This is a genomic window from Rhizobium sp. ZX09 (assembly GCF_017357485.1).
In the GTDB taxonomy this organism is placed as follows: Bacteria; Pseudomonadota; Alphaproteobacteria; order Rhizobiales; family Rhizobiaceae; genus Agrobacterium; species Agrobacterium pusense.
The window spans coordinates 378,670-401,220 of sequence record NZ_CP031363.1 but is presented as its reverse complement, the minus strand read 5'-3'; the positions used below and the strand labels follow the sequence as shown (position 1 = coordinate 401,220).

Below are 22,551 nucleotides of genomic sequence, written 5' to 3'. Positions count from 1 at the left end.
CCGCGCTACAATGGGGTATCACGGATCGGTAACCTTGAGTCCGAGGGCACCTCTCTCGCAATCATCCGTGCGAAAAACTCAGTTGTCCTCCCGCCAGCCCTCCAGATAGTTCACGCTCTCGACCCCTGTGAACTTCGCAAGCCGCGACAATTCCGCATCGAGCTTTTCCAGCCTCCCGGCCGAAGCGCGCACGCCGGGCTCGAGCCACAGGCGGCGTACATCCAGAGTGCTGCCTTTGCGCTCCGCCTTCATGTCGATGCGACCGATCAGACGGTCGCCTTCCAGAAGCGGAAAAACATAATAGCCATATTGCCGCTTCGGCTCCGGCACGAAGACCTCGATGCGATAATAAAAGCCGAATAGCCGCTCCGTGCGGTTTCGGTCACGCAGCAAAGGGTCGAAGGGGCTCAGCACGCGAACGCGGGAGGACGGTTCCGGTACGTGCGTCAGGTCGGCAGTGAAATCGGCAAAGGCATAGGACTGGCGGGCAGTATCGCCGTCACTTGCGAGAAGCGAGACCTCGCACAATTCATCGCGATGGTTTTTGACCCAGTCTCTCGCCTCCTGCGGGGTAACGAGGTCGAAAAAAGCGGCGATTTCGCCATGCGTGGCGAAACCCAGCCGCTTCAGCGCCTCGCGGCAGGCCCAGTCGACGAATTCGGCGTGCTCCACTTCGGTCTCGTGATGCTCACCGGGAATGACCCGTTCGGCCAGATCATAGACCTTCTGGAAGTTCACACGGCCGGCAATTGCGAGCTTGCCGGTGTGCCAGAGATATTCGAGTGCGGTCTTGGAGGGATGCCAGTTCCACCAGCCACCGGACTGGTGTCCCTCCTCTTTAAGCTCCCGCGCCAGCACCGGCCCGGTTGCGGCGATGCGCTCCAGCGTTTCGCCGAACGCGGCATCGAAGCCCTCACCGTGCCATTTGCGCCAGCGTTCCTGAATGATCGGCTCGCGGCGGCGGAAGCGGTGTTTCCAATAGGGATAAAATTCCGTCGGCAGGATGGAGGCATCATGCGTCCAGTGCTCGAAAAGGGCGCGGTCCTTTTCCAGCAGCGTGGTCAGATGGTTGCGCCTGTAGGTCTGGTTGCGGGAGAAAATAATCTGGTGATGGGCGCGCTCCACCGTGCCGATGCTGTCCACCTGCACGAAGCCGAGATCGGTGATGAGCTGCAGCAGCCCATCCTTGGAAAGCGCCTTGCCGGGCGGGGAGGAAAGGCCCTGCCGCGCCAGAAAAATCCGCCTTGCTGCTTCGTTCGAAACCTTGATCGTCATGGCCCAGAAGGTATGACGGCTTTTTCGCGAATGCAATGTTCTTTTTTTGTTCCTTGTTTCACTTCTGTTGATGACGGGATATAGAACCGGAAACGAGCGCGAGGATGTAAGTTTGGAAATCCGTTTCGATGCCGCCGGTGTCGTTTTCGAGGGCCGGCAGGTCCTGCAGCCGCTGTCCTTGACGTTGACGGAACGGCGCATCGGCGTAATCGGTCTCAATGGTTCCGGTAAGACCACCTTTGCCCGGCTGATCAACGGGCTGAACAAGCCAAGCGAGGGCAAGGTTTCGGTGAACGGTCTCGACACCGTGAGCGACGCCAGGGCCATCCTGCAGATGGTCGGTTTCATCTTCCAGAATCCCCAAAACCAGATCATCCTGCCGATCGTGCGCGACGATGTCGCCTTCGGGCTGAAGCGGCTCGGCCTCGGCAAGGCGGAAACCGAAGCCCGGGTGAAGGCCGTTCTTGCCCGGCTTGGCATTTCTCATCTTGAAGAACGGCGCGCGCATGAGCTTTCCGGCGGAGAGCTGCAGCTTGCGGCGCTGGCTGCGCTTCTGGTTACCGAACCGCACATCCTTATTCTCGACGAGCCGACCAACCAGCTTGATCTCAAAAACCGGGCTGTCGTGGAAAAGACCATGGCGACGCTGTCGCAATCGCTCATCGTCATCACCCATGATCTGCCGCTGCTTGAAGGCTTCGACCGTGTGCTGGTTTTCCACGGCGGCGCGCTGATTGCGGACGCCGCGCCTGAAGAGGCAGTGGCGCAATATCTCGCGGCGGTGGCGCGATGAAATCGCTGCACGTTGAAGGCACGGGCTGGCTATACCGCATCTCGCCGCGCCTCAAGCTCCTGACGCTCATGGTCTTCAGCATCGCGCTGTTCCTTACCCGCGATCTGTTGTTGCTGGGATGCGCCGTGGTTCTCGCCGCCGCCATCCTGCGCGAGACGCGGCTGCCCTTGCGGGAGATCGGCCTGCGGCTGCGGCCGGTGATGCTGACCATTTTCCTCGTCGCGGCTTTCAGCTATCTTTTGCTCCCGGCCCATGATGCGACAGTCAATCTTTTGCGGCTGACGGCGCTGGCGCTGCTTGCCACCGCCGTCACCATCACCGTCAGCATCTCGCAGTTCATGGATGAGATCACGCTTGCCGCCGCCCCTCTCGAAAGGCTGGGGCTGGTCAAGGCTGCCGATATCGGGCTTGCGGTCGGGCTCGTCGTGCGGTTCGTGCCTGAGATCGTCAACCGGTATCATGCGGTGCGTGATGCCCACCGGGCGCGTGGCCTGCCCGTGCGCATGGCGACCATCATCGTGCCACTCGTTATTATGACGTTGAAGGATGCCGATGCCATTGCCGACGCCATTGACGCGCGCGGTTTCAGAGGCCAAAGCTGACGGCCAGATAACCATCCGGAGTTTTGAGCGCCATGACGACCCGCGACCTTGTGCTGATTTCGCTGTTTTCCGCCATCATCATCGCACTTGGGCTTCTGCCGCCGATCACGCTCGGTTTCGTTCCCGTGCCGATCACCGCGCAGTCGCTCGGCGTCATGCTGGCCGGCGTCGTGCTGGGTGCGAAGCGCGGCACGCTCGCGGTGCTGCTGACGATCCTGATTGCCGCCATCGGCCTGCCGGTCCTCTCGGGCGGACGCGGTGGTCTTTCGATTTTCACCACGCCGACGACCGGCTTCCTGATCGGCTGGATCGCAGCTGTCTTCGTCACCGGCACGCTCTCGGAAAAACTCGTCAATCGTAGCCAATCCGCTCTGGCGCAGGGCATCGGTTTCTTCGTCGCCAGCCTCATCGGCGGTGTGGTCGTGCTTTATGCCTTCGGCATCACCTATCTGGCGCTGGTTGTCGGGCTTGGTTTTGAAAAAGCCTTCATGGGTTCGCTCGCCTTCATTCCCGGCGATGCGCTGAAGGCCTTGCTTGCGGCACTGGCCGGCCGCGCCGTGATGGCCGGTTATCCACTTCTGCCGCAGCGCGCCTGAACAGACTTTCTTCCGGAGGAAAAGCATGGCGACGCGTTTATACGAACACCCGATCTTCCTGGAGCACATCACGCCCGAAGGCCACCCGGAGCGACCGGACCGCCTGCGTTCGCTGAACATCGCGCTCGAACATCCGAATTTCGAGCGGCTGGAACGGAAAGAAGCGCCGCAGGCCAATGAGGATGCGGTGCTGCTGGCGCATCCGGAAGAGCATCTGCTTGCCGTGATGCGACAGATTCCGGAAGAGGATAGCGAGATCAACCGCATTGAGGCCGACACTTACGTTTCGCAAAAAAGCCTGCAGGCGGCGCTGACCGGCATCGGCGCTGCAATGGCGGCGGTGGACGATGTTTTTGCCGGCGCTGCCGACAATGTCTTCGTTGCAGCCCGCCCGCCTGGCCACCATGCCGAGACCGCCAAGGCCATGGGCTTCTGTCTTTTCAACAATGTGGCGATTGCCGCCCGCCACGCGCAGAAGGCGCATGGTGCCGAGCGCGTCGCCATCATTGACTGGGATGTGCACCACGGCAACGGCACGCAGGACATCTTCTGGAACGACACATCCGTGCTGTTCTGCTCCACCCACCAGATGCCGCTTTATCCGTGGAGCGGCGATAAAAACGAAACCGGCGTGAAGAACAACGTCGTCAACGCACCGCTTTCTCCCAACACCGGCAGCGAACATTTCCGCGAGGCATTCAAATCACGCGTTTTGCCGGCGATTGTGGATTTTTCGCCCGATCTCATTCTCATCTCCGCCGGTTTCGACGCGCATCACCGCGATCCGCTGGCGCAGATCAATCTGGTGGGAGAGGATTTCGACTGGGCGACGGGCCGGCTCTTGGAGATGGCGGATAAATACACATCGAACCGGGTCGTCAGCCTGCTGGAAGGCGGTTATGATCTGGAAGGGCTGGCGGAATCGGCAGCCATGCATATTTTGAGAATGATGAAGGGTTGAACATGACGGAAAATGCCAACACAGCCGATGTCAGCGGTTATTCGTTCGAAAAAGCCGTCGCCGAGCTGGAAAGCATTGTCGCACGTCTGGAACGCGGCGACGTGGCGCTGGACGAATCCATCGCCATCTATGAGCGCGGCGAAGCCCTGAAGAAGCATTGCGAGACGCTGTTGAACGCTGCCGAAAAGCGCATCGAGAAGATTCGCCTCGATCGCGCCGGCAAGCCGCAGGGTGTGGAGCCGCTGGACGGGGAGTGATTGCGTTTAGGATGAGCGTTCGGACGTGATTCGATAAGGTAGCCACCTCCCGATTCAAACCCTCGACGTCATCCTCGGGCTTGTCCGGAGGATCTGCAATGCATTGATTTTCTTGACGTTTTTAGATCCTCGGGACAAGCCCGAGGATGACGGAGGAGAGGTTTTGAGAACTTTCCCCGGCCGTAAGGTGTTCTCACAATGTCGTGTTAACAAGGATCGTTGACGCTGCGTTCGATATCGCGATGCTCCCCTCCCCCTCGGTTATGCTAAACTCCCGCCAGACGATACGAGGAGCTGACGATGTCCTTCTTTCCCGGTAACGATCCCGTCGCGGGCGACGCTTTTGCCTGCGATGCCATCGAGAACCTCATCATTCCCCGCACCAGCGATATTGGCGGCTTTGCCGTGCGCCGTGCGCTGCCGACCCGGCAGCGGCGGCTTGTCGGTCCCTTCATCTTTTTCGATCGCATGGGTCCGGCGATACTGAAGGCTGGAGAGGCGCTGGATGTGAAGCCGCATCCGCATATCGGACTTTCCACCGTCACCTATCTGTTCGACGGCGAAATCAAGCATCGAGACAGTCTCGGCACCGAGCTTGTCATCCGCCCCGGTGACATCAACCTGATGACGGCCGGGCGCGGCATCGTGCATTCGGAACGCACGCCGGAAAATCTGCGTGGCCATCCCCTTTCCATGTCGGGCCTCCAGACCTGGCTTGCCCTGCCCGACCATATGGAGGAAATCGATCCGGCCTTTGCTCACACGGCAAAGGAAGACATGCCGCTGATCGATATCAAGGGCGCTTCCGGCCGGGTGGTGATCGGTGAATTCGAGGGTCTCACCTCCCCCGTTGCGGCCTTCACGGATACGCTTTATGTCGACCTGACGCTGGAGCCGGGGGCAAAGTTTCCCTTTTCGGCCGATCATGAGGAGCGTGCGATCTATATTCTGTCCGGCTCGCTGGATGTGGCGGGCGATATCTTTGCCGCCGACCAGCTGCTCGTCTTCCGGCCGGGTGACGACATCACGCTTCAGGCCGGCAGCAATGGCTGTCACATCATGATCTTTGGCGGGGCAGCGCTGAATGAGCGCCGATACATCTGGTGGAACTTCGTTTCGTCATCAAAAGAACGCATAGAACAGGCCAAACAGGAGTGGAGAACGGGACGCTTCGACATCGTTCCCGGCGACGAAGAAGAGTTTGTCCCTTTGCCGGAAGGTTGAAATTCTATAGAAGTATACGACATGCATGGTTCACCCGGCGGCTTTCGCGATGAAAGACGTTGTCACGCGCCGCGCGGGGACCACCAGAAAAGGCCGAACGATTGACCGGAATGCCACAGACACCATTGCTTGACCGGGTGAATTTTCCCTCCGATCTCAAGGAGATCGATGATCGCGACTTGCCGGAACTGGCAAGGGAACTGCGCGACGAGATGATTGACGCCGTGTCGAAAACCGGTGGGCATCTGGGTGCCGGCCTTGGCGTGGTGGAACTGACGATTGCCATCCACAAGGTCTTCAACACGCCCGAAGACCGGCTGATCTTCGATGTCGGCCATCAATGTTACCCGCACAAGATCCTGACCGGCCGGCGTGATCGCATCCGCACGCTGCGGCAGGAAGGTGGCCTTTCCGGTTTCACCCGCCGTGCGGAAAGCGAATATGATGATTTCGGCGCCGGCCATTCTTCCACCTCCATTTCCGCCGGTCTCGGCATGGCGGTGGCGGCGGGTCTTGATGGCAGCGACCGCAAGGTCATTGCTGTCATCGGTGACGGTTCCATGTCTGCCGGCATGGCGTTTGAGGCACTGAACAATGCCGGTGCGCTCGATGCACGACTGATCGTCATCCTCAACGACAACGACATGTCGATCGCGCCACCGACCGGCGCGATGAGCGCCTATCTGGCGCGTCTCGCCTCCGGCCGCACCTATATGGGTTTTCGCGATTTCGGCAAGAAGCTGACGGCGTATCTCGGCAAGACGATCGACCGCGCCATTACCCGCGCCGTGACCCATGCGCGCGGTTATGTGACCGGCGGCACGCTGTTCGAGGAGCTTGGTTTCTATCACATTGGCCCGATCGACGGTCACTCCTTCGACCACCTTTTGCCGGTGCTGCGCAATGTGCGCGACAACCAGAAAGGCCCTGTCCTCATCCATGTGGTGACGCAGAAGGGCAAGGGTTATGCGCCGGCGGAAGCCGCAGCCGACAAATATCACGGCGTCAACAAGTTCGACGTCATCACCGGCGCGCAGGCGAAAGCCAAGCCGAATGCGCCGAGCTATACCAGCGTCTTTGCCGAGGCGCTGATCCAGGAAGCCACACTCGATGAGAAAATCATCGGTGTGACGGCCGCGATGCCCAACGGTACCGGCCTCGACAAGATGGCCGAGCTGTTCCCGGCGCGCACCTTCGATGTCGGCATTGCCGAACAGCATGCCGTCACCTTTGCGGCGGGGCTTGCGGCTGACGGTTACAAGCCGTTCTGCGCGCTTTATTCCACCTTCCTGCAGCGCGGTTACGACCAGCTGGTGCATGATGTGGCGATCCAGAGCCTGCCCGTGCGTTTCCCGATCGACCGCGCCGGTTTTGTCGGCGCCGACGGGCCGACCCATGCCGGCTCCTTCGACACCACTTTCCTCGCCACCCTCCCCGGCATGGTAGTTATGGCGGCCTCGGATGAGGCGGAGCTGAAACATATGGTCCGCACGGCGGCCGCCTATGACGAAGGCCCGATTTCCTTCCGCTATCCGCGCGGAGAAGGTGTCGGCGTCGAGATGCCCGCGCGTGGGGAGATTCTTCAGATCGGCAAGGGTCGCATCATCAAGGAAGGCACGAAGGTTGCCCTGCTTTCCTTCGGAACCCGCCTTGCGGAATGCCTGGCGGCGGCCGAAGACCTTGAAGCAGCCGGCCTTTCCACCACGGTTGCCGATGCACGCTTCGCCAAGCCGCTCGATCTCGATCTCATCCGACAGCTTGCCGCCCATCACGAGGTTCTGGTGACGATAGAAGAAGGCTCGGTCGGCGGTTTTGGCGCACATGTGCTGCATTTCATGGCAAGCGCCGGCCTGCTCGATCACGGCCCCAAGGTGCGGACACTCACACTGCCCGACCAGTGGGTGGAACAGGCCAAGCCAGAGACCATGTATGCCAATGCCGGCCTCGACCGGGCCGGCATCATTTCCACGGTGTTCAATGCGCTCGGCCAGCGTCAGGCCGGAGTCGGTTTCGCCGGCTGACAAAATTGCCGGGACAGGAGGCGGGACTATCCCGCCTTTACCTCAGGATGCCGCGCCGTCGAGAAAACCAACGACATTTTCGATCCGGCCCTCGGCATCGTGGCTCACGACATCGGTGCCACCAGCCACATCGTCCCCGTCAGGCGAGATAAGGCGCCAGGAGAAACGGGTGAATTTGCCGTGTCCGTCCGGGGTGCCGGCAAGAACGAAACGATATCCCGGAAATTTCTGCCGCGCCGCCTCGATCATGGCGGCAATCCCCTGCTGGCCTTCGCCCTGCATCAGCGGATCGACGTAGCGCGTATTTTCTGCCCATGCCTGACCGATGAGGTGCCTGCGGCGTTCATTGTCTTCCTCATTCCAGGCTGCGAGATAGGTTTCGGCGATTGCGAGATGCTGCGTCATGATTGCGCTCCTTGTGGTTGACGGCCCAAACATGCCGGGGGTCGGGAAGCGGAACAATTACCTCCGAGGTAATCGCATCCGCGATATCTTCTGCTAGGCTGCGGGGCATGACACATCATCGAGAACATGTCGGCCAGGTGCTGAAGGAATGGCGAGCCCGCCGCAGATTGAGCCAGCTGGATCTGGCGGTGGAGGCTGAAATATCAGCACGCCATCTGAGCTTCGTTGAAAGCGGGCGATCATCGCCCAGCCGCGACATGCTGGTGAGGCTGGCGGAGCAGCTTTCGATGCCGGCCCGCGCCGCTAACCGGCTGATGCTGGCTGCAGGTTATGCACCCGTTCATTCCGAACGATCACTGGATGCACCTGATATGGCAGCCGCCCGACAAGCCGTCGAAACGGTAGTGCATGGGCATATGCCATTCCCCGCTCTTGCCGTCGACCGGCACTGGAATGTCGTTCTCGCCAATGGGGCGATCACGTCGCTTCTGGCCGGCGTTTCAGAAGAGCTGCTTTACCCGCCGCTCAACGCCTTGAGGCTGAGCCTGCATCCGCTGGGTCTGAGTTCACGCATCGTCAATCTGGCCGAATGGCGCCATCACCTGCTGGAACGCCTGCGCCGTCAGGTCGAGGAAACCGGAGACGAAGTGCTTTCTCGGCTGTATGCGGAGCTTGCGGCCTATCCCGCGCCAAAGGTCGCCCCGCATTCCACCGGGGCCGACCCTCTGGCCATACCGCTCCAGCTTCGCGATCCGTCTTCGGGCGGCATATTGAGCTTCATTTCAACCACCACGGTTTTCGGGACGGCGACGGACGTCACGCTCTCCGAACTCGTGCTGGAGTGTTTTTATCCCGCCGACGCGGCAACCCGCAACGCACTGATGCAAGGCGCCAAGGAGTAAGACCCGTGCACACCACCTATCTTATCGGCTTTCAGGTCCGTCCAGCCCAGCGCGAACGTTTTCTGGAATTGCTAAATGCGCTGCTCGACGCCATGCGGCACGAAAAGACCTTCGTGAACGCAACCCTGCACCGGGATTGCGAAAACGAGAACCGGTTCCTGCTGCATGAGACCTGGACTGACCATCAGGACGTCATCGACGTTCAGATCCACCGGCCCTATCGGCAGGCATGGCACGATGCCCTGCCCGAGCTTCTGGACGCGCCGCGCGATATTTCCGTCTGGCATCCCATGCGGGCGGATCACGCTCACGGAGCTTAGATGCGCGAGTGCCCTGCATTTGCCAGCAGCTCAAACGTTTTCTCAAGATCTTTCGATTTGACCAGCAGGTGATCGCCATCGAAAGTGGAAACCACGAATATCCCGATGTCGTTGGTCGATAGCGGTTCGATCACCGAAAGCACGATGCCGGTCTCATCAAAGGCGAACGGGCCCTGAAGTTTGAGACAGTTCCAGCCGGTGTCGGCCTTAACATCATGAGGGATACGCTCCTGACGGCAAACGACGGAAAGCTCATCATCAGTCCGGCTGATGCTGAGAAAACCTGTGCCATCGGCCCAGGCTGGAATGGATGCATCGGCAGAAAGCCGGGCCACTCCGTAGGTGCCCTCAAGGAGCCTTAACTTAACGCGAGGCGCCATCTGTAAACTGCCTTCCCGAAAGCCAGACGCTTTCCTTGGGTTGAAGGGGAGGATCAAATGCCTTCCCAGAAGGCCATATTATCAGTTTCAAAGCTTGATGGCCGTTTCTTCTTTCGCCGTCTTGATGACGACCATGGTGAAAAAGCGTGCCACATTGTGCTGATCGCGGAACAAGCGGTCGCACAGGGCGTCGAATTCTTCCATATCCCGCAGGCGTAACATCAGTACGACATCGCTTGCGCCGGTGACGGCATAGGCCTGCGACACCGCCTCCTCCGCGCAGGCAATATCCAGAAAGCGGCGCATCTGCTGCTCACCGTGCAGTTTCAGCTCCACCGTCACCAGAGCCCTGAGCACGCGTCCCGCCTTTGCCGGGTTGAGGATCGCCACGATGCGGTCGATCACGCCCGACTTGCGCAGCCGCTGCAGGCGGCGCAGGCAACTGGATGGCGACAGCCCGACTTCATCAGCCATATCCACATTGGTGCGCGAGGCGTCGTCCTGCAAAAGGTTCAGAAGTTTCCGGTCGATCCTGTCCATGCGGATAGCATATCGCCCGCCGCCATCTTTGCAATAAAATTGCATAAAACTGCAATCTCTGACCGCAAATGCGAACCGGCCGGGAGTAGTGGATGGAAACAACTTTCAGGGGAGCCTTCATATGTCAGTTCTACAGACCGTCTGGCAAAAAGCGCGGGAAACGCTTGCAATTTACTGGGTGCTGGTGCGGATCACGGTCCCGATCGCCATACTGACCGAGCTGCTATCAAGGATGGGGGCGATCGAGGCGGTGGCGCCTGCCTTTGCGCCGGTCATGAACCTCATCGGCCTGCCGCCTGAACTCGGCCTTGCCTGGCTGACCGCGATGCTGGTCGGCATATGGGGTGCCGTGCCGCTCATCTTCACGCTGGTTCCCGCGTCGTCACTGACCGTGGCTGATATCACCGTTTTTTCGGCGCTCATCCTGTTCGCCCATGGCTTGCCCATCGAACAGAAAATCATCGAAAAGGCGGGCCCCGGCATGATCGTCACGACGGGGCTGCGCGTCGGCGGCGGATTGCTTTATGCCTTTCTCCTGCACCAGCTTCTGGAATCGACCGGCTGGCTGTCGGGACCGGTGAGCCCGGCCTGGATTGCGATGAGCGCCACGCCTGAATGGTCCGCCTATTTCCTCGGTCTCGGTGAAACCATGGCCTGGATGCTCGCCATCCTCCTTGCCCTTTCCCTTTGCCTTGAAATTCTCAGGCTGACCGGCCTGCTCGCGCTGATGATGAAAGCGCTCTCGCCCCTGCTGCGTCTTGCAGGCATTCGCGGCGAGGCCGAGCATCTCACTGCCATCGGGTTATTCCTCGGCATTTCCTACGGCGCGGGTTTCCTGATCCGCGAGGCGCAATCGGGGACGATATCACCGCGGCAGGTATTTCTGTCCTGCGTCTTCATGGGTTTTGCCCATAGCGTGATTGAAGACACGCTTGTGGTCATGTCGCTGGGTGCGGATGTCTACGGGGTTCTCGCCGGACGTCTCGTTTTCGCCATTGCCGCAACCGCCGTCATTGCCGCCCTGCTCCACCGCCTGTCGGATGAGCTTTTTTTTGCACGGATGTTCCGGCTACAGCGCGCCTAGGCGGCCTCCCATTTAAAAATGCCGACGCAAAAAGGGGGCCTTTCGGCCCCCGATCCGTAGGTTCAATCTGAAACCCCGCTCAGAACTCCGTCCAGTCCTGATCCTTCGCGGCCGGTGCTTCGGCAGCACCACCGAAGGCGCGGGCAAGGCTCTGGCCGAGTGCACGGGCCGGCGATGCGACAGGCCTTGCTGTTGCAGAGGCCGATTTTACCGGAGCCTTGCGGATCGGCGCGGCCGGCGCAGGCTGGAAGGCAGGCTTGGCCGAAGACGGGCGCGGAGCGGAGTATCCGCCGGCGCTCGCAACGGCGGTGCGTGCGCCGCCCATCCTGAACTGCCCAAGCAGGCTGTTCAGCGCTTCCGCTTCGCGGGCCAGCGAATGGCTGGCGGCGGTCTGCTGCTCCACCATGGCGGCGTTCTGCTGCGTGCCCTGATCCATGGTGTTCACGGCCGTGTTGATTTCCTGCAGGCCGGTGGCCTGTTCGCGGGCAGCGACAACGATGGCGCTGACATGGGCGTTGATCTCTTCGACTTCCGAGACGATGAGTTCCAGCGCCTTACCGGTTTCATCGACGAGATTGACGCCGTTTTCCACCTGCTGGCTGGAAGCGCTGATCAAGGTCTTGATTTCCTTGGCGGCATTGGCCGAACGCTGGGCAAGTTCGCGGACTTCCTGCGCGACCACCGCAAAGCCCTTGCCGGCATCACCGGCGCGGGCGGCTTCCACACCGGCATTCAGCGCCAGGAGGTTGGTCTGGAAAGCGATATCGTCGATGACGCCGATGATGTTGCCGATTTCGCCCGAGGACTTCTCGATCTCGCGCATCGCGGCAACCGCCTTGCGGACCACAACACCCGACTTTTCCGCACCGGCGCGGGCGCGCTGGACCAGATTGCCGGCATCTTCCGCACCACGGGCGCTATCACGCACGGTGGTGGTGACTTCTTCGAGCGCCGCAGCGGTCTCTTCGATGGAGGCCGCCTGCTGTTCGGTGCGGCGCGACAGGTCGTCGGCGGCGGAGAGCATTTCCGAAGCGCCGGCATTGATGGCGGCCGCGTTCTCGCCGACCGTGCGCAATGCCTGCTGGAGTTTTTCGACGGCGCTGTTGAAATTCACACGAACCGGATCAATCGCAGGCGCAAAAGGCGTTTCAATGCGATAGGAAAGATCGCCATCCGCGAGAGCCGCAAGGCCCTTGCCAAGCTCGGCGCTGGCAAAAGCGCTGGCGGCTTCGTCCCTGGCTTTTTCTTCCTCGGTGCGGCGACGTTCTGCTTCCGTCGCGGAGCGCATGCGATCGGTCTCACCGGCAAGGCGGGCTTTTTCAAGCCCGGCTTCCTTGAAGACCATTACAGCCTTTGCCATCTTGCCGACTTCGTCGCCACGATCCGTGGCCGGAACTTCCGTCGTCAGATCGCCATCGGCAAGCCGGCTCATCGCCGCCGTCATGCCGACGATGGGCGTAACGATGGAGCGCGAAAGCGCCCAGATCAGGATCACGGCGAGAAGGCCGGCGACGGCGCCACCGCCGAGAAGGGCATATTCCAGCTTGCGGGCAGCGGCCTGCTGTTCTGCAGCGTAAGCGGTGGACAGGCCATTCAGCTGTTCCTTGATCTTGGCGGCCGAGGCACGGAAGCCGTCAAGCTGGCCCTTGGCCTGATTACGGCCGATTTCGATGATTTCGGAAATCGGCGCTTCGGTCGTTTTGCGTGCGGCGATCTGCGGTTCCGCCAGTTCCTTGAAGAACACGGTGGCGGATTTCTGCATGTCGTCGATGGATTTCAGGATGTCCGGCTGGCCGGCAGCAAGGGCGCGCGCTGCATCAAGCTTCTTCAGCATGATATCGCGCTGGGCGAACACGTCATTATAGGTGCTGTCACTGCGAAACAGCAGGAAGCCGCGCTGATTGACGGCCTGTTCCAGCAGGGCTGCCGTCGCGCCATCCACGGCTTGGATGATATCCTTGGTGCGGTTGTTTTCAATCGTGACACGCTCGCTCCCCAGCGTCTGCCAGAATACGACCGCGGAAGCGAGCAGGCACACGCCCATCAAGGCACAGAAGGTGGCTATGAGCTTCAGATTAATGGGGAGATTTTTCAGCGACATCGCAAACTCTCTCGGCGACCCGATGCCTCGGAGCAAGCGTCTGCGCTGCAACGGCCGCAATTTCAGAAATGGGAGAAGATGCCATCATGGCGGGTTCCGACCGGCCGCACGGGCCTTGGCACACCCTGCAATACAAGCCTTTATATTGGATTAATCTGATATGCTGATTTTGCGGCGCAAAAGCCTCATAAGGCCGTGGCTCAGGCGCTGTCGGCTCCGCATCGCGATAAATCGCTTGCATCGGCGGAGTTTGGCAGTCATTGACACGGGATCATGTCCAAAACACCTGAAAATGAACGGCTTGACCAGCTTCTCGTGTCGCTCGGCCACTTCGCCAGTCGCTCGCGTGCGCGCGACGCGATTGCGCGCGGCACCGTGAGCCTCAACGGCAAGACCGTCACCAAACCGAGCCAGACCGTCGCCGGCAATGCCGAGATCGCCATCAGCGATCCAGCGCAGGCCTATGTTTCCCGCGCAGCTCTGAAACTCGTGGCCGCACTCGATCATTTCGGGCTCGATCCTTCCGGCCATCACTGTCTTGACGTCGGCGCTTCCACAGGCGGTTTCACCGAGGTGCTGCTGGAACGGGGCGCCAGCCACGTCATCGCCATCGATGTCGGCCACGGGCAGATGCATGCGAGGATCGCGAACGATCCGCGTGTCACCAATCTGGAGGGGCTGAATGCCCGCTTCCTGACGGCGGACGATATCGATGACCAGCCCATCGGCTTCATTGTCTCGGACGTGTCCTTCATTTCGCTGAAGCTCGCGCTCGCCCCGGCGCTTGATCTTGCTGAGCCGGGTGCTCGTGCTGTCCTGCTGGTGAAACCGCAATTCGAGGCAGGGCGTGACGCCATCAGCAAGGCCGGGCTTCTGAAGGAACCCGAAACCGCGCCCGCAGTGGCGGCCGAACTGGAGCGCTGGCTGACGGAGGAGATGGGCTGGAAAAGTCTCGGCCTCATTCCCTCGCCGATTTCCGGCGGTGACGGCAATGTCGAATTTCTTCTCGGAGGCGAAAAGCCATGAGCACACAAACCGTCACCATCAAGAGCCTCGGCGCCCAGGGCGATGGCATTGCGCACTGTCCCGACGGCCCGGTCTATGTGCCCTTCGCGTTGCCCGGCGAGACGGTCGCCATCGCCAAGATGAAGGATCACGGCACCGTCATGTCGATTACGGAAGCCTCACCCGAGCGCCGTACACCCGCCTGCCGCCATTTCGGCCCGGAGGGCAAGAATGGCACCTGCGGCGGCTGTTCGCTGCAACATCTCGCCGACGAGCCTTACCATGCATACAAGCGGGAACTGGTGGTCTCGGCACTGAAATCGAAGGGCTTGACGCCCGATGTGGATAATCTCGTCATCTGTCGCCCCGGCGAGCGCCGCCGTGCGGTGTTCGCCGCCCGCAAGACGGAAAAGGGCCTGCTGCTCGGCTTCAGCCAGGCGAACAGCCACCACATCGTCGCCATTGAGGAATGTCCCGTCACCTCGCCCGGCATCGTCTCGCGACTGGATGCCATCCGCGCCATCGGACTTTCAATGGTGGCGAATGCGGAACCCTTCCGGATGACGGTGCTGGAGACCCTTTCCGGCCTCGATATTTCCGTCGACGGCATCAAGTCGGTCAGCGACAAGCAGCGCCGCACGCTCACGGAAACGGTTCTTGCCATGCGCGGCATTGCGCGTGTTTCACTGTCGGGTGAAATATTGATCGAGCCCCAGAAGCCGATCATCGAGTTTGGCGGGGTAGCGGTATCGCCGCCGGCCGGCAGCTTCACGCAGGCGACGAAGCAGGCGGAGGACGCCATGGCGGAGCTGGTGCTTGCCCATGTCGGCAAGTCCAAACGCATTGCCGATCTCTTCTGCGGCTCCGGCACATTTGCGCTGCGGCTTGCGCGCGTTGGCAAGGTGCATGCGGTGGAGGCGGAAGACAAGCCGCTGAAGGCGCTGGATTTCGCCGCCCGCAACACGCAGGGCCTGAAGCCGGTCAGCGTCGAGAAGCGCGATCTCTTCCGCCGCCCCCTGATGACAAGCGAGCTCAAGAATTACGACGCCGTCGTCTTCGATCCGCCACGCGCGGGCGCGGAATTCCAGTGCAAGGAACTGGCACGCAGCACGGTAAAGAAGATCGTGGCCGTGAGCTGCAACCCGCTGACACTGGCGCGCGATCTCGCCATCCTGACCGAGGGCGGCTATCGCATCACCCGCGTCACGCCGGTTGACCAGTTCCTGTGGTCGCCGCATGTGGAAGCCGTGGCGACGCTGGAGAAATAAGCAATCCGGGCGGAGAGCCGCTCAGCGACGCTGAGGCAACGCAACGATTCATATGCCCGCAATCCCAACAGCCCTCATTCCTGTGCTTGTCACAGGAATGAGAGTGGAGATGAAGCCTGGGAGTCTTACCAGGCCGTATCGACCGTGCCGTTGCCCACCACGCCCGAGCAGCGGCAGGCACCGCCCACACGGCCGCGCTCCAGCGGGCAGATATAGGGCCGACGGCGGTTGGCGCTGTCCGGGGGGGTGATGACGCAGACGAAACGCGCGCGGCGCTGGCGGTCGCGGTTATTGCCGGAATAGAAGTTCGGACTATCGTCGTCCGTGGACTGCGCCAGAATGACATCGTTGATGGAAGCCGCTGGAGCGCGTGTTATCGCCGCCGCTTCAGCAATCGTCGCGGCGGATAGGAAGACAGTCAGGGCGAAAACGAAGTGACGCATGTGGGTGGCCTTCGGACAATGACGGTGCGTTATCTAACCCAAGCCATATTGCCCGGTTTCTTAATCGCAAGGAATTCCTGCCCGCACACTTAACGACGCATGAATGCCTCGAAGGCGGCGCGCGCTTCGGCACTTTGCAGCTGCGCGATGAAATGACGACCTTCCTCTTCGATGCGGGCGAGAATATCGGCCGGGTTGCCGCGGACCAGATCGCGAGCGATCTTTAGCGCCTGCTGCGGTTTGGCGGCAAGGCGGGTGGCAAGCGCCAGCGTTTCGGCTTCGACATGTTCCGGGGCAACGACTTTCCAGATCAGCCCGGCCTGCAATGCCTGCTCGGCGGAAAAACCCTCACCCATGGCGAGCAGCGCAAAGGCGCGCTGGTGGCCGATGAGCCTTGGCACGAGCAGGCTGGAGGCCGCTTCCGGCACCAATGCGAGATCCACGAAGGGCGTCTTGAACAGGCTGCGGCTGGAAGCGACCGTCAGGTCGCAATGCAGGTTCAGCGTGGTGCCGATGCCGATGGCGAGCCCATCGACACCGGATACCAGCGGTTTTTCGAAGGCGACCAGCGCTTTCAGAAGTTCGAGGGCAGCGAGCTTGCCCTTTCCACCTGACATGGCGAAGGCGAGAAAATCAGCCATGTCGTTGCCGGCGGAAAAGCAGCCTTCCGTGCCGAGAAAGGCAACGACGCGGATGTCCGGATCCGTATTGGCGGCGTGCAAAGCCTCGGCCATGCGCAGATACATGGCGTCGGTGATGGCGTTTTTCTTTTTCGGTCGGTTGAAGCGGATGGTCAGAACGTCAGGCGCATGGCCGATACGCGCGACAAGAATATGGTCGTCCGACATCTGAAGCTCCTCAAGCCAAAACAGTACGGGCGGCGGCAAGGCTTGCCGCGCCTGACACAATGCGGTCCTTCAGCGCCGCCGTTTCCGCCAGCAGGTTTTCCGCCGCGAAACGGCAAAGCGCGGCACGATGCCCGCCCCTGCCATCATCGACGGAGACCAATGCGCCCTTGGCGAGATAAGCGCCCGTCAAGGCAAGACCGAAGAGACGCTGATAGGGCGTGGCGCCCGCAAGTGCCATCTCGGTTTCGCCCGCCTTGATGCGGGAGAGCAGCCAGTCGGTTGCCGTTTCCAGATCGGTGAGGCTGGCACCGAGATAACGGGCGGTCTCTCCGAGATCGTCACGGTTCGATGCAGCCGTGCGGGCGGCGATCTCACGCAGTTCGGCGATGAAACCGCGGACCTGCGCGCCCTCGGAGAGCGGCAACTTGCGCAGGACCAGATCGATGGCCTGAATGCCGTTGGTGCCCTCGTAGATCGGCGCGATGCGGGCATCACGCAGATAACGCGCCGCGCCGGTTTCCTCGATGAAGCCCATGCCGCCATGCACCTGAATGCCCATGGATGCGACATCGACACCGGCATCGGTGGAAAAGGACTTGGCGATCGGTGTCAGAAGGGCAGCGCGCTCCTGCCAGTGAGCGCGCTGCCGGGCGTCTTCAGTCGCATGCGCCATGTCGATGGCGTGCGCGCAGCTGAAGGAAATCGCCCGTGATCCTTGCGTCAGCGCCTTCATTGTCAGAAGGGTTCTCACGATATCAGGATGTTCGATGATCGGGCTCATGCCCGGACCCTGCCAGCCGGGCGCCTTGCCCTGCGTGCGTTCCCTCGCGTATTCGATCGCCTTCTGGGTCGCCGCCTCACAGATCGCCACGCCCTGCATGCCAACGGCAAGGCGGGCGTTGTTCATCATGGTGAACATGCAGGCGAGGCCCTTGTTCTCCTCGCCGACCAGCCAGCCGAGCGCACCCTTTTCGTCACCAAATTTGCCGTCACCGAAGATCATGGTGCAGGTGGGCGAACCGTGAATACCGAGCTTGTGTTCGAGAGAGTGGCAGAAAAGATCGTTGCGGTTGCCCGGCGCGCCGTTTTCATCGGGCAGGAATTTTGGCACGAGGAACAGCGAAATGCCACGCGTTCCCGCCGGCGCATCCGGAAGACGGGCGAGAACGAGGTGGATGATATTATCAGCCGCGTCGTGTTCACCCCAGGTGATGAAAATCTTCTGGCCGAAGATGCGGTAGGTGCCGTCACCATTGCGCTCCGCCCGGGTCTTCAGGACACCAAGATCGGAACCCGCATGCGGCTCGGTCAGGTTCATCGTGCCCGTCCATTCGCCGGAGACGAGTTTCGGCAGGTAGGTTCGCTTGAGATCGTTGCTGCCGTGGGCAACGATGGCTTCCACCGCGCCCATTGTCAGCGTCGGCGCCAGCGCGAAGGCCATGGAGCCGGAATTCCACATTTCGAGCGCTGCAACATTCAGCATATGCGGCAGGTTCTGGCCGCCGAATTCTTCCGGGGCAGTCAGGCTGTTCCAGCCCGCCGCCGCCCAGCGACGGTAAAGATCGGCCCAGCCATCGGGCGTCGTCACCCTGCCATCGGCAAGTTTTGCGCCCTGACGGTCCCCGATTTCGGCGAGCGGGGCGACCTCTCCGGTGGCGAAGCGTCCGGCTTCCTCCAGAATGGCATCGACGAGATCTTCACCCAGATCTCCCAGCACACCCCTGGAAAGCGCGTCTCCGAGACCCGCTACATGTTTGAGTGTAAAGGCGATATCATCCACCGGCGCGCTATACATGCTGCCTCCTCCCGAAGCTCTTGTATCCTGCTACTGCCTTCGGGCTAAATGATTTTTACGTAAACGTCAATTTGAAAATTCCCGGTATTTCGACGGGCTTGTTATAAAACTGTCATATGAATTTGCTCAGCATGTTGACGGTGCCCTGACGCGCTCCTTTCGCATCCTCCCGGTGCGACGGGCACCCCTCTCCTCCCATCCCGCCGGTCAGGACTGCCACGATGGACCTCATAACGCCCACCATTCCCGGCCTCGTTTGGGCCTATCAATTTCAACCCGGGAAGGCCCCATGCCGCAGGCTGGCGCCCGATGCCGGCTTTGACGAGATGGCGGGACGCGACGGGTTCTTCTGGCTGCATCTCAATCTCGCCGATCAGCGCGTGGCGGGTTTTCTGGAGACGGTTGAGGGTCTCGATCCGGCAGCACGGGCAAGCCTCACCACCCACGAAACGCATCCGTCCATTGTTGTCGACGAAAAATCGCTCTACGGCACCCTGGTCGATTTCCAACGGGAATTCGACAAGGAAACGCGCGATTTCGGCTGGCTGCATTTTGCGGTGAGCGACCTTTTTATCATCACCACCCGCCTTCAGCCGCTGCATTCGGTAGACCGGCTAAAGGCGGCGGTCGACAAGAACTCCAACCGCTATCTCACACCTTCCCACGTCTTCGAAGGCCTTGTCGCCGAATTCCAGCGTTCGCTGATCAATCTGGTCATGGAGACGACGGAAGAACTGAACGCCATCGAGGATCTGGTCTATGACAGCGAGACCCGCGACGAAAGGCGACGCCTCGCACCGCTGCGCCGCACGGTGGTGCGCCTGCACCGGCATTTGCGCACCGTCCTCACCCTGATGCGGCGGGCTTCGGCCGCGGATGACGACGAGATGCCTGACGGTTTCGAGGATGTGGCCTCACGGCTGATGGGGCGCCTCGAGGCTGTCGATCATGACGTCTATGCCCTCCAGGAGCGCGCAAGGCTGCTTCACGAAGAAATCGATTCAAAACTCTCGTCTGAAACCAACCGGCATCTCTATATACTGTCGCTGATGACGGCGTTCCTGCTGCCACCGTCGCTGGTAACCGGCTTTTTTGGCATGAACACGGATGAGCTGCCGTTTACGGTCGGGACCGGTGGCACCATGGCGGCCAGCATCTTCATCGTCATCTCGGTCGTGCTCGCCTGGTTCGTGTTGAAACGCGCGCGTATCCTCTGACAGCAAAAAGCCGTCCGGTCGAAACCGGACGGCTCTGTCAATCCCGGTCTTGGCCAACCTATCAGCCGTAGGGCGAATAGCAGGTCTGGCGCGGACCGTTATACGGCTGGAACGTGTTGCTATAGGCGTCGTAGGAGCGATAGCGGCCATAGCACCAGTTCACATGCGCCTGGCTCATGCCGCCACGGCGGACCGGACGATACTCACGATAGACCGGGCGCGGGCGATATTCCGGCACCGGACGGTAGACTTCGCGCGGCTGCGAAAGAGCGCCGCCGATGATTGCGCCCGTTGCAAATGCTGCGAGCGGGAACCAGTAACCGTCATGGTGGCGGTAACCCGGACGATAATCGCGGTAACCGCGGTGACCGCGATACCAGCCGCGACGATCGCCCCAGCCGTCACGGTCACGCCAATATTGCACGTTCACGATATTCTTGCTGGCATCGTTGCCCGAGGTCTCAACGCTCTTCGGCGCTACAGGCAGGGGCATGGCGGCTTCGGCCGGAACAATCGCTCCTGCAACCACGATTGCAGAAAGACCGACAGCCAGGATATTCTTCACATAGCTTTTCATCTGACTTCCTCCATTCACGACGGTCGACAGGCCGTAAGACGTGAATTTCTGTTGTTCTATTCCGCCTTTGTCCGGGCGGTGTCGTATACTTCTACAGCCTAGGGACGTGTGGCTGAACCTACGATTAACGGTCCGATCACGCTTCGTTTATCAAAATCACGGCGTTTCAGGGCCAGACAAAAGCCCGGTAAAGACCGGGCTTCTGCTTGTGCAATTAGCGGCTGTAAGGCGATACGCAAATGCGGCGCGGACCGCTGTTGGGCTGGTAGGTGTTGTCGTAGGCACGATACGAGCGCCAGCGATTCTGACACCAGGATACATGGCTGCCGCCATAGGCCGGACGGGGTTGCTGAATCGCGCCGCCGATGATGGCGCCGGTGGCGAAAGCGGCAAGCGGGAACCAGTAGCCGTTATGATAACGGTAACCCGGACGGCGGTCGCGGTAACCACGGTGGCCATTATAATAGCCGTCACGCGGCGGGCGCGGGCGATACATGCGGTCGCCGTGGCGGCGATCGTGTCGACGGTCCCATTCGCGATATTGCACCTGCACGACATTGTCGGTGGACACCGCCGGCTTCTGGATCGGCACAGGAACCTGGAACGCCTGCGACGGCGTAAAGCTGGTCAGGAACACGACGAGGGCCGTGGCGACACTCGTTGTCCGGAAATTTATCATGATCTTCCTCCGTTTGCTTCAGCGCGTTGACCCACGCTTTTCACCCACTCACTCTTTTCGGAGATTAGGGTCAGCCCCGCTTCATGCCCGAGAAGAATTGGATGACGTGCAAACGAATTTACGGAAATTTGGTTCCAGACAATGGTAATGGAAGGAAAGCATCAAACGCCTGCCGGCATCATGCCTCCACCTTGACATCGGTCAAAGGCCGCGAGCAGCAGGCGAGAATATAGCCCTCCTCGATTTCCTCATCGAGAATGCCGCCATTGTGGTTCATCTCCACCTCGCCGGAAAGTTTCAAGACCCGGCAAGTCCCGCAGATGCCGGATTCACAGGCTGCGCCGATCCGCACACCGGCTGCACGCGCCGTCATCAGAACGGTCTGCCCGGGCTGGCAGGGCATTTCTTTCCCGGAAAGGGTAAAACCCACCATCGACAACGCTTCGCCATCATCGGTGAGAACACTCTCGCCGACGGCGACGGGAGCAGCAGGCGAGAAGCTTTCCTGATGGTAACGGCCCATGTCGAAGCCGGAGGCTTCAAGCATGGAGCGGACGGCGGCCATGAACGGCTCCGGCCCGCAGCAGAAGACGGTACGCTCCATGAAGTCATGGGCGAGCAGCGCGATCTTGGCCTTGTCGACCATGCCCTTCAGGCCGGACCACAGATCGGTGCGTCCACATTTCTCGACAATGAAGCCGAGCGACAGGTTCGGCATGAAGCGGGCGAGATATTCCAGCTCGTGACGGAAGACGATATCGCCGGGTGTACGCGAGCAATTGATGAAGGCAATGTCGCTTTGCGGGGCGCGGTCGCTCATGTCGCGCACCATCGACATCATCGGCGTGACGCCGGAGCCCGCGGAGATGAAGAGATACTTGTCCCCGGGATGCTTGACGTAGGAAAAATCGCCGAGCGGACCAAGCGCCCGGATCTTCATGCCGGGCTTCAGATTGTCGAACATCCAGCGCGTGCCGATACTGTTGGCCTGCGCCTTGACCGTGACCGACAGCGAATAGGGCCGCGACGGGCTGGAGGACAATGTGTAGGTGCGGTAAAGCGGCTCCTTGCCCACCGGCAGTTCCAGCGTGACGAACTGGCCCGGCAGATAACGGAACCAGTTCTGATCCTCGGAGCGGAACAGGAACGTCATCACATCCTGTGTTTCGGGGGTTACCGAAATACATTCCAGCAGCTGGAGCTTGTCGCTCCACGGCTTCATCTCGTCAATATGCTTATATGTCACGACCATGTTCAT

General features: G+C 60.8%; 24 protein-coding genes. 13 read left to right on the top strand and 11 right to left on the bottom strand.

What is annotated here, in order from left to right; all coding sequences use genetic code 11:
* Positions 1 to 78: 78 nt before the first annotated feature.
* A complete protein-coding gene (locus BTN45_RS01895; RefSeq protein ID WP_022555727.1) occupies positions 79 to 1,275 on the bottom strand; it encodes a winged helix-turn-helix domain-containing protein in 1,197 nt (398 codons plus the stop codon).
* 112 nt (positions 1,276 to 1,387) lie between these two features.
* On the opposite strand from BTN45_RS01895, the gene BTN45_RS01890 reads away from it, so the two are divergent.
* The 7 genes from BTN45_RS01890 (at position 1,388) to dxs (ending at position 7,729) form a co-directional block, all read left to right on the top strand.
* Positions 1,388 to 2,068 (top strand): ABC transporter ATP-binding protein, encoded by a 681-nt coding sequence (locus tag BTN45_RS01890; RefSeq protein ID WP_207588732.1) that lies wholly within the window; start codon positions 1,388 to 1,390, stop codon positions 2,066 to 2,068.
* On the top strand, positions 2,065 to 2,670 hold the full coding sequence (locus BTN45_RS01885; protein WP_207588731.1) for an energy-coupling factor transporter transmembrane protein EcfT: 606 nt from the start codon (positions 2,065 to 2,067) through the stop codon (positions 2,668 to 2,670). The genes BTN45_RS01890 and BTN45_RS01885 overlap by 4 nt, the downstream gene beginning before the upstream one ends.
* Before the next feature lie 32 nt (positions 2,671 to 2,702).
* Positions 2,703 to 3,266, top strand: a complete 564-nt coding sequence (locus BTN45_RS01880; protein ID WP_207588730.1) for a biotin transporter BioY — start codon at positions 2,703 to 2,705, stop codon at positions 3,264 to 3,266.
* Between the two features lie 25 nt (positions 3,267 to 3,291).
* Positions 3,292 to 4,227 (top strand): histone deacetylase family protein, encoded by a 936-nt coding sequence (locus BTN45_RS01875; protein WP_207588729.1) that lies wholly within the window; start codon positions 3,292 to 3,294, stop codon positions 4,225 to 4,227.
* A 2-nt stretch (positions 4,228 to 4,229) separates the two neighbouring features.
* Positions 4,230 to 4,484 carry an exodeoxyribonuclease VII small subunit gene (locus tag BTN45_RS01870; protein ID WP_003503059.1) on the top strand — a complete coding sequence of 85 codons (255 nt, stop codon included), beginning with the start codon at positions 4,230 to 4,232 and terminating at the stop codon, positions 4,482 to 4,484.
* 300 nt (positions 4,485 to 4,784) lie between these two features.
* Entirely contained in the window at positions 4,785 to 5,708 is a 924-nt protein-coding gene (locus tag BTN45_RS01865; protein ID WP_207588728.1) for a pirin family protein, read from the top strand.
* A 101-nt stretch (positions 5,709 to 5,809) separates the two neighbouring features.
* Positions 5,810 to 7,729, top strand: a complete 1,920-nt coding sequence (dxs, locus tag BTN45_RS01860) for a 1-deoxy-D-xylulose-5-phosphate synthase (RefSeq protein WP_207588726.1) — start codon at positions 5,810 to 5,812, stop codon at positions 7,727 to 7,729.
* A gap of 42 nt (positions 7,730 to 7,771) precedes the next feature.
* Here dxs and BTN45_RS01855 read toward each other — a convergent pair whose 3' ends face one another.
* Positions 7,772 to 8,134 (bottom strand): nuclear transport factor 2 family protein, encoded by a 363-nt coding sequence (locus BTN45_RS01855; protein WP_004440323.1) that lies wholly within the window; start codon positions 8,132 to 8,134, stop codon positions 7,772 to 7,774.
* Positions 8,135 to 8,241: 107 nt separating this feature from the next.
* Between BTN45_RS01855 and BTN45_RS01850 the strand changes: the two genes are divergently transcribed.
* Positions 8,242 to 9,036: a helix-turn-helix transcriptional regulator gene (locus BTN45_RS01850; RefSeq protein WP_045532603.1), complete on the top strand. Its 795-nt coding sequence runs from the start codon at positions 8,242 to 8,244 to the stop codon at positions 9,034 to 9,036.
* 5 nt (positions 9,037 to 9,041) lie between these two features.
* Complete coding sequence (locus BTN45_RS01845; protein ID WP_035209397.1) at positions 9,042 to 9,356, top strand: putative quinol monooxygenase; 315 nt, start codon at positions 9,042 to 9,044, stop codon at positions 9,354 to 9,356.
* Here the strand turns inward: BTN45_RS01845 and BTN45_RS01840 are convergent.
* Both BTN45_RS01840 and BTN45_RS01835 read right to left on the bottom strand, forming a co-directional pair.
* Entirely contained in the window at positions 9,353 to 9,736 is a 384-nt protein-coding gene (locus BTN45_RS01840; RefSeq protein WP_044458735.1) for an ACT domain-containing protein, read from the bottom strand. The two genes, BTN45_RS01845 and BTN45_RS01840, sit on opposite strands and share 4 nt — an antisense overlap.
* Before the next feature lie 87 nt (positions 9,737 to 9,823).
* Complete coding sequence (locus tag BTN45_RS01835) at positions 9,824 to 10,276, bottom strand: Lrp/AsnC family transcriptional regulator (protein ID WP_207588724.1); 453 nt, start codon at positions 10,274 to 10,276, stop codon at positions 9,824 to 9,826.
* A gap of 121 nt (positions 10,277 to 10,397) precedes the next feature.
* Here BTN45_RS01835 and BTN45_RS01830 point away from each other — a divergent pair, with 121 nt between their 5' ends.
* Positions 10,398 to 11,360: a nucleoside recognition domain-containing protein gene (locus BTN45_RS01830; protein ID WP_207588723.1), complete on the top strand. Its 963-nt coding sequence runs from the start codon at positions 10,398 to 10,400 to the stop codon at positions 11,358 to 11,360.
* Between the two features lie 79 nt (positions 11,361 to 11,439).
* Here BTN45_RS01830 and BTN45_RS01825 read toward each other — a convergent pair whose 3' ends face one another.
* Entirely contained in the window at positions 11,440 to 13,461 is a 2,022-nt protein-coding gene (locus BTN45_RS01825; RefSeq protein WP_207588722.1) for a methyl-accepting chemotaxis protein, read from the bottom strand.
* Between the two features lie 273 nt (positions 13,462 to 13,734).
* Here BTN45_RS01825 and BTN45_RS01820 point away from each other — a divergent pair, with 273 nt between their 5' ends.
* Positions 13,735 to 14,487, top strand: a complete 753-nt coding sequence (locus BTN45_RS01820) for a TlyA family RNA methyltransferase (RefSeq protein WP_207588721.1) — start codon at positions 13,735 to 13,737, stop codon at positions 14,485 to 14,487.
* On the top strand, positions 14,484 to 15,734 hold the full coding sequence (locus tag BTN45_RS01815; protein WP_207588719.1) for a class I SAM-dependent RNA methyltransferase: 1,251 nt from the start codon (positions 14,484 to 14,486) through the stop codon (positions 15,732 to 15,734). The genes BTN45_RS01820 and BTN45_RS01815 overlap by 4 nt, the downstream gene beginning before the upstream one ends.
* Before the next feature lie 125 nt (positions 15,735 to 15,859).
* On the opposite strand, the gene BTN45_RS01810 is transcribed toward BTN45_RS01815, so the two are convergent.
* From BTN45_RS01810 to BTN45_RS01800, 3 genes are all read right to left on the bottom strand, one after another.
* Positions 15,860 to 16,177 (bottom strand): hypothetical protein, encoded by a 318-nt coding sequence (locus tag BTN45_RS01810; protein WP_045532618.1) that lies wholly within the window; start codon positions 16,175 to 16,177, stop codon positions 15,860 to 15,862.
* Positions 16,178 to 16,266: 89 nt separating this feature from the next.
* Entirely contained in the window at positions 16,267 to 17,025 is a 759-nt protein-coding gene (locus tag BTN45_RS01805) for a crotonase/enoyl-CoA hydratase family protein (protein WP_207588718.1), read from the bottom strand.
* Between the two features lie 10 nt (positions 17,026 to 17,035).
* Positions 17,036 to 18,820 carry an acyl-CoA dehydrogenase gene (locus tag BTN45_RS01800; protein WP_207588717.1) on the bottom strand — a complete coding sequence of 595 codons (1,785 nt, stop codon included), beginning with the start codon at positions 18,818 to 18,820 and terminating at the stop codon, positions 17,036 to 17,038.
* 221 nt (positions 18,821 to 19,041) lie between these two features.
* Between BTN45_RS01800 and BTN45_RS01795 the strand changes: the two genes are divergently transcribed.
* Positions 19,042 to 20,037 carry a transporter gene (locus BTN45_RS01795; protein ID WP_207588716.1) on the top strand — a complete coding sequence of 332 codons (996 nt, stop codon included), beginning with the start codon at positions 19,042 to 19,044 and terminating at the stop codon, positions 20,035 to 20,037.
* A 61-nt stretch (positions 20,038 to 20,098) separates the two neighbouring features.
* On the opposite strand, the gene BTN45_RS01790 is transcribed toward BTN45_RS01795, so the two are convergent.
* The 3 genes from BTN45_RS01790 to BTN45_RS01780 form a co-directional block, all read right to left on the bottom strand.
* Positions 20,099 to 20,614: a BA14K family protein gene (locus BTN45_RS01790; protein WP_004440298.1), complete on the bottom strand. Its 516-nt coding sequence runs from the start codon at positions 20,612 to 20,614 to the stop codon at positions 20,099 to 20,101.
* 214 nt (positions 20,615 to 20,828) lie between these two features.
* A complete protein-coding gene (locus BTN45_RS01785) occupies positions 20,829 to 21,293 on the bottom strand; it encodes a BA14K family protein (protein ID WP_004440296.1) in 465 nt (154 codons plus the stop codon).
* Between the two features lie 178 nt (positions 21,294 to 21,471).
* Positions 21,472 to 22,551: a hybrid-cluster NAD(P)-dependent oxidoreductase gene (locus BTN45_RS01780; RefSeq protein WP_034495948.1), complete on the bottom strand. Its 1,080-nt coding sequence runs from the start codon at positions 22,549 to 22,551 to the stop codon at positions 21,472 to 21,474.

Bases quoted from the DNA above. Each gene is read 5' to 3' on its own strand.
- BTN45_RS01895 (WP_022555727.1), bottom strand. From the start codon at position 1,275: ATGACGATCAAGGTTTCGAACGAAGCAGCAAGGCGGATTTTTCTGGCG.
- BTN45_RS01885 (WP_207588731.1), top strand. From the start codon at position 2,065: ATGAAATCGCTGCACGTTGAAGGCACGGGCTGGCTATACCGCATCTCG.
- BTN45_RS01880 (WP_207588730.1), top strand. From the start codon at position 2,703: ATGACGACCCGCGACCTTGTGCTGATTTCGCTGTTTTCCGCCATCATC.
- BTN45_RS01875 (WP_207588729.1), top strand. From the start codon at position 3,292: ATGGCGACGCGTTTATACGAACACCCGATCTTCCTGGAGCACATCACG.
- BTN45_RS01870 (WP_003503059.1), top strand. From the start codon at position 4,230: ATGACGGAAAATGCCAACACAGCCGATGTCAGCGGTTATTCGTTCGAA.
- BTN45_RS01865 (WP_207588728.1), top strand. From the start codon at position 4,785: ATGTCCTTCTTTCCCGGTAACGATCCCGTCGCGGGCGACGCTTTTGCC.
- BTN45_RS01855 (WP_004440323.1), bottom strand. From the start codon at position 8,134: ATGACGCAGCATCTCGCAATCGCCGAAACCTATCTCGCAGCCTGGAAT.
- BTN45_RS01850 (WP_045532603.1), top strand. From the start codon at position 8,242: ATGACACATCATCGAGAACATGTCGGCCAGGTGCTGAAGGAATGGCGA.
- BTN45_RS01840 (WP_044458735.1), bottom strand. From the start codon at position 9,736: ATGGCGCCTCGCGTTAAGTTAAGGCTCCTTGAGGGCACCTACGGAGTG.
- BTN45_RS01835 (WP_207588724.1), bottom strand. From the start codon at position 10,276: ATGGACAGGATCGACCGGAAACTTCTGAACCTTTTGCAGGACGACGCC.
- BTN45_RS01830 (WP_207588723.1), top strand. From the start codon at position 10,398: ATGTCAGTTCTACAGACCGTCTGGCAAAAAGCGCGGGAAACGCTTGCA.
- BTN45_RS01825 (WP_207588722.1), bottom strand. From the start codon at position 13,461: ATGTCGCTGAAAAATCTCCCCATTAATCTGAAGCTCATAGCCACCTTC.
- BTN45_RS01820 (WP_207588721.1), top strand. From the start codon at position 13,735: ATGTCCAAAACACCTGAAAATGAACGGCTTGACCAGCTTCTCGTGTCG.
- BTN45_RS01815 (WP_207588719.1), top strand. From the start codon at position 14,484: ATGAGCACACAAACCGTCACCATCAAGAGCCTCGGCGCCCAGGGCGAT.
- BTN45_RS01810 (WP_045532618.1), bottom strand. From the start codon at position 16,177: ATGCGTCACTTCGTTTTCGCCCTGACTGTCTTCCTATCCGCCGCGACG.
- BTN45_RS01805 (WP_207588718.1), bottom strand. From the start codon at position 17,025: ATGTCGGACGACCATATTCTTGTCGCGCGTATCGGCCATGCGCCTGAC.
- BTN45_RS01800 (WP_207588717.1), bottom strand. From the start codon at position 18,820: ATGTATAGCGCGCCGGTGGATGATATCGCCTTTACACTCAAACATGTA.
- BTN45_RS01795 (WP_207588716.1), top strand. From the start codon at position 19,042: ATGGACCTCATAACGCCCACCATTCCCGGCCTCGTTTGGGCCTATCAA.
- BTN45_RS01790 (WP_004440298.1), bottom strand. From the start codon at position 20,614: ATGAAAAGCTATGTGAAGAATATCCTGGCTGTCGGTCTTTCTGCAATC.
- BTN45_RS01785 (WP_004440296.1), bottom strand. From the start codon at position 21,293: ATGATAAATTTCCGGACAACGAGTGTCGCCACGGCCCTCGTCGTGTTC.
- BTN45_RS01780 (WP_034495948.1), bottom strand. From the start codon at position 22,551: ATGAACATGGTCGTGACATATAAGCATATTGACGAGATGAAGCCGTGG.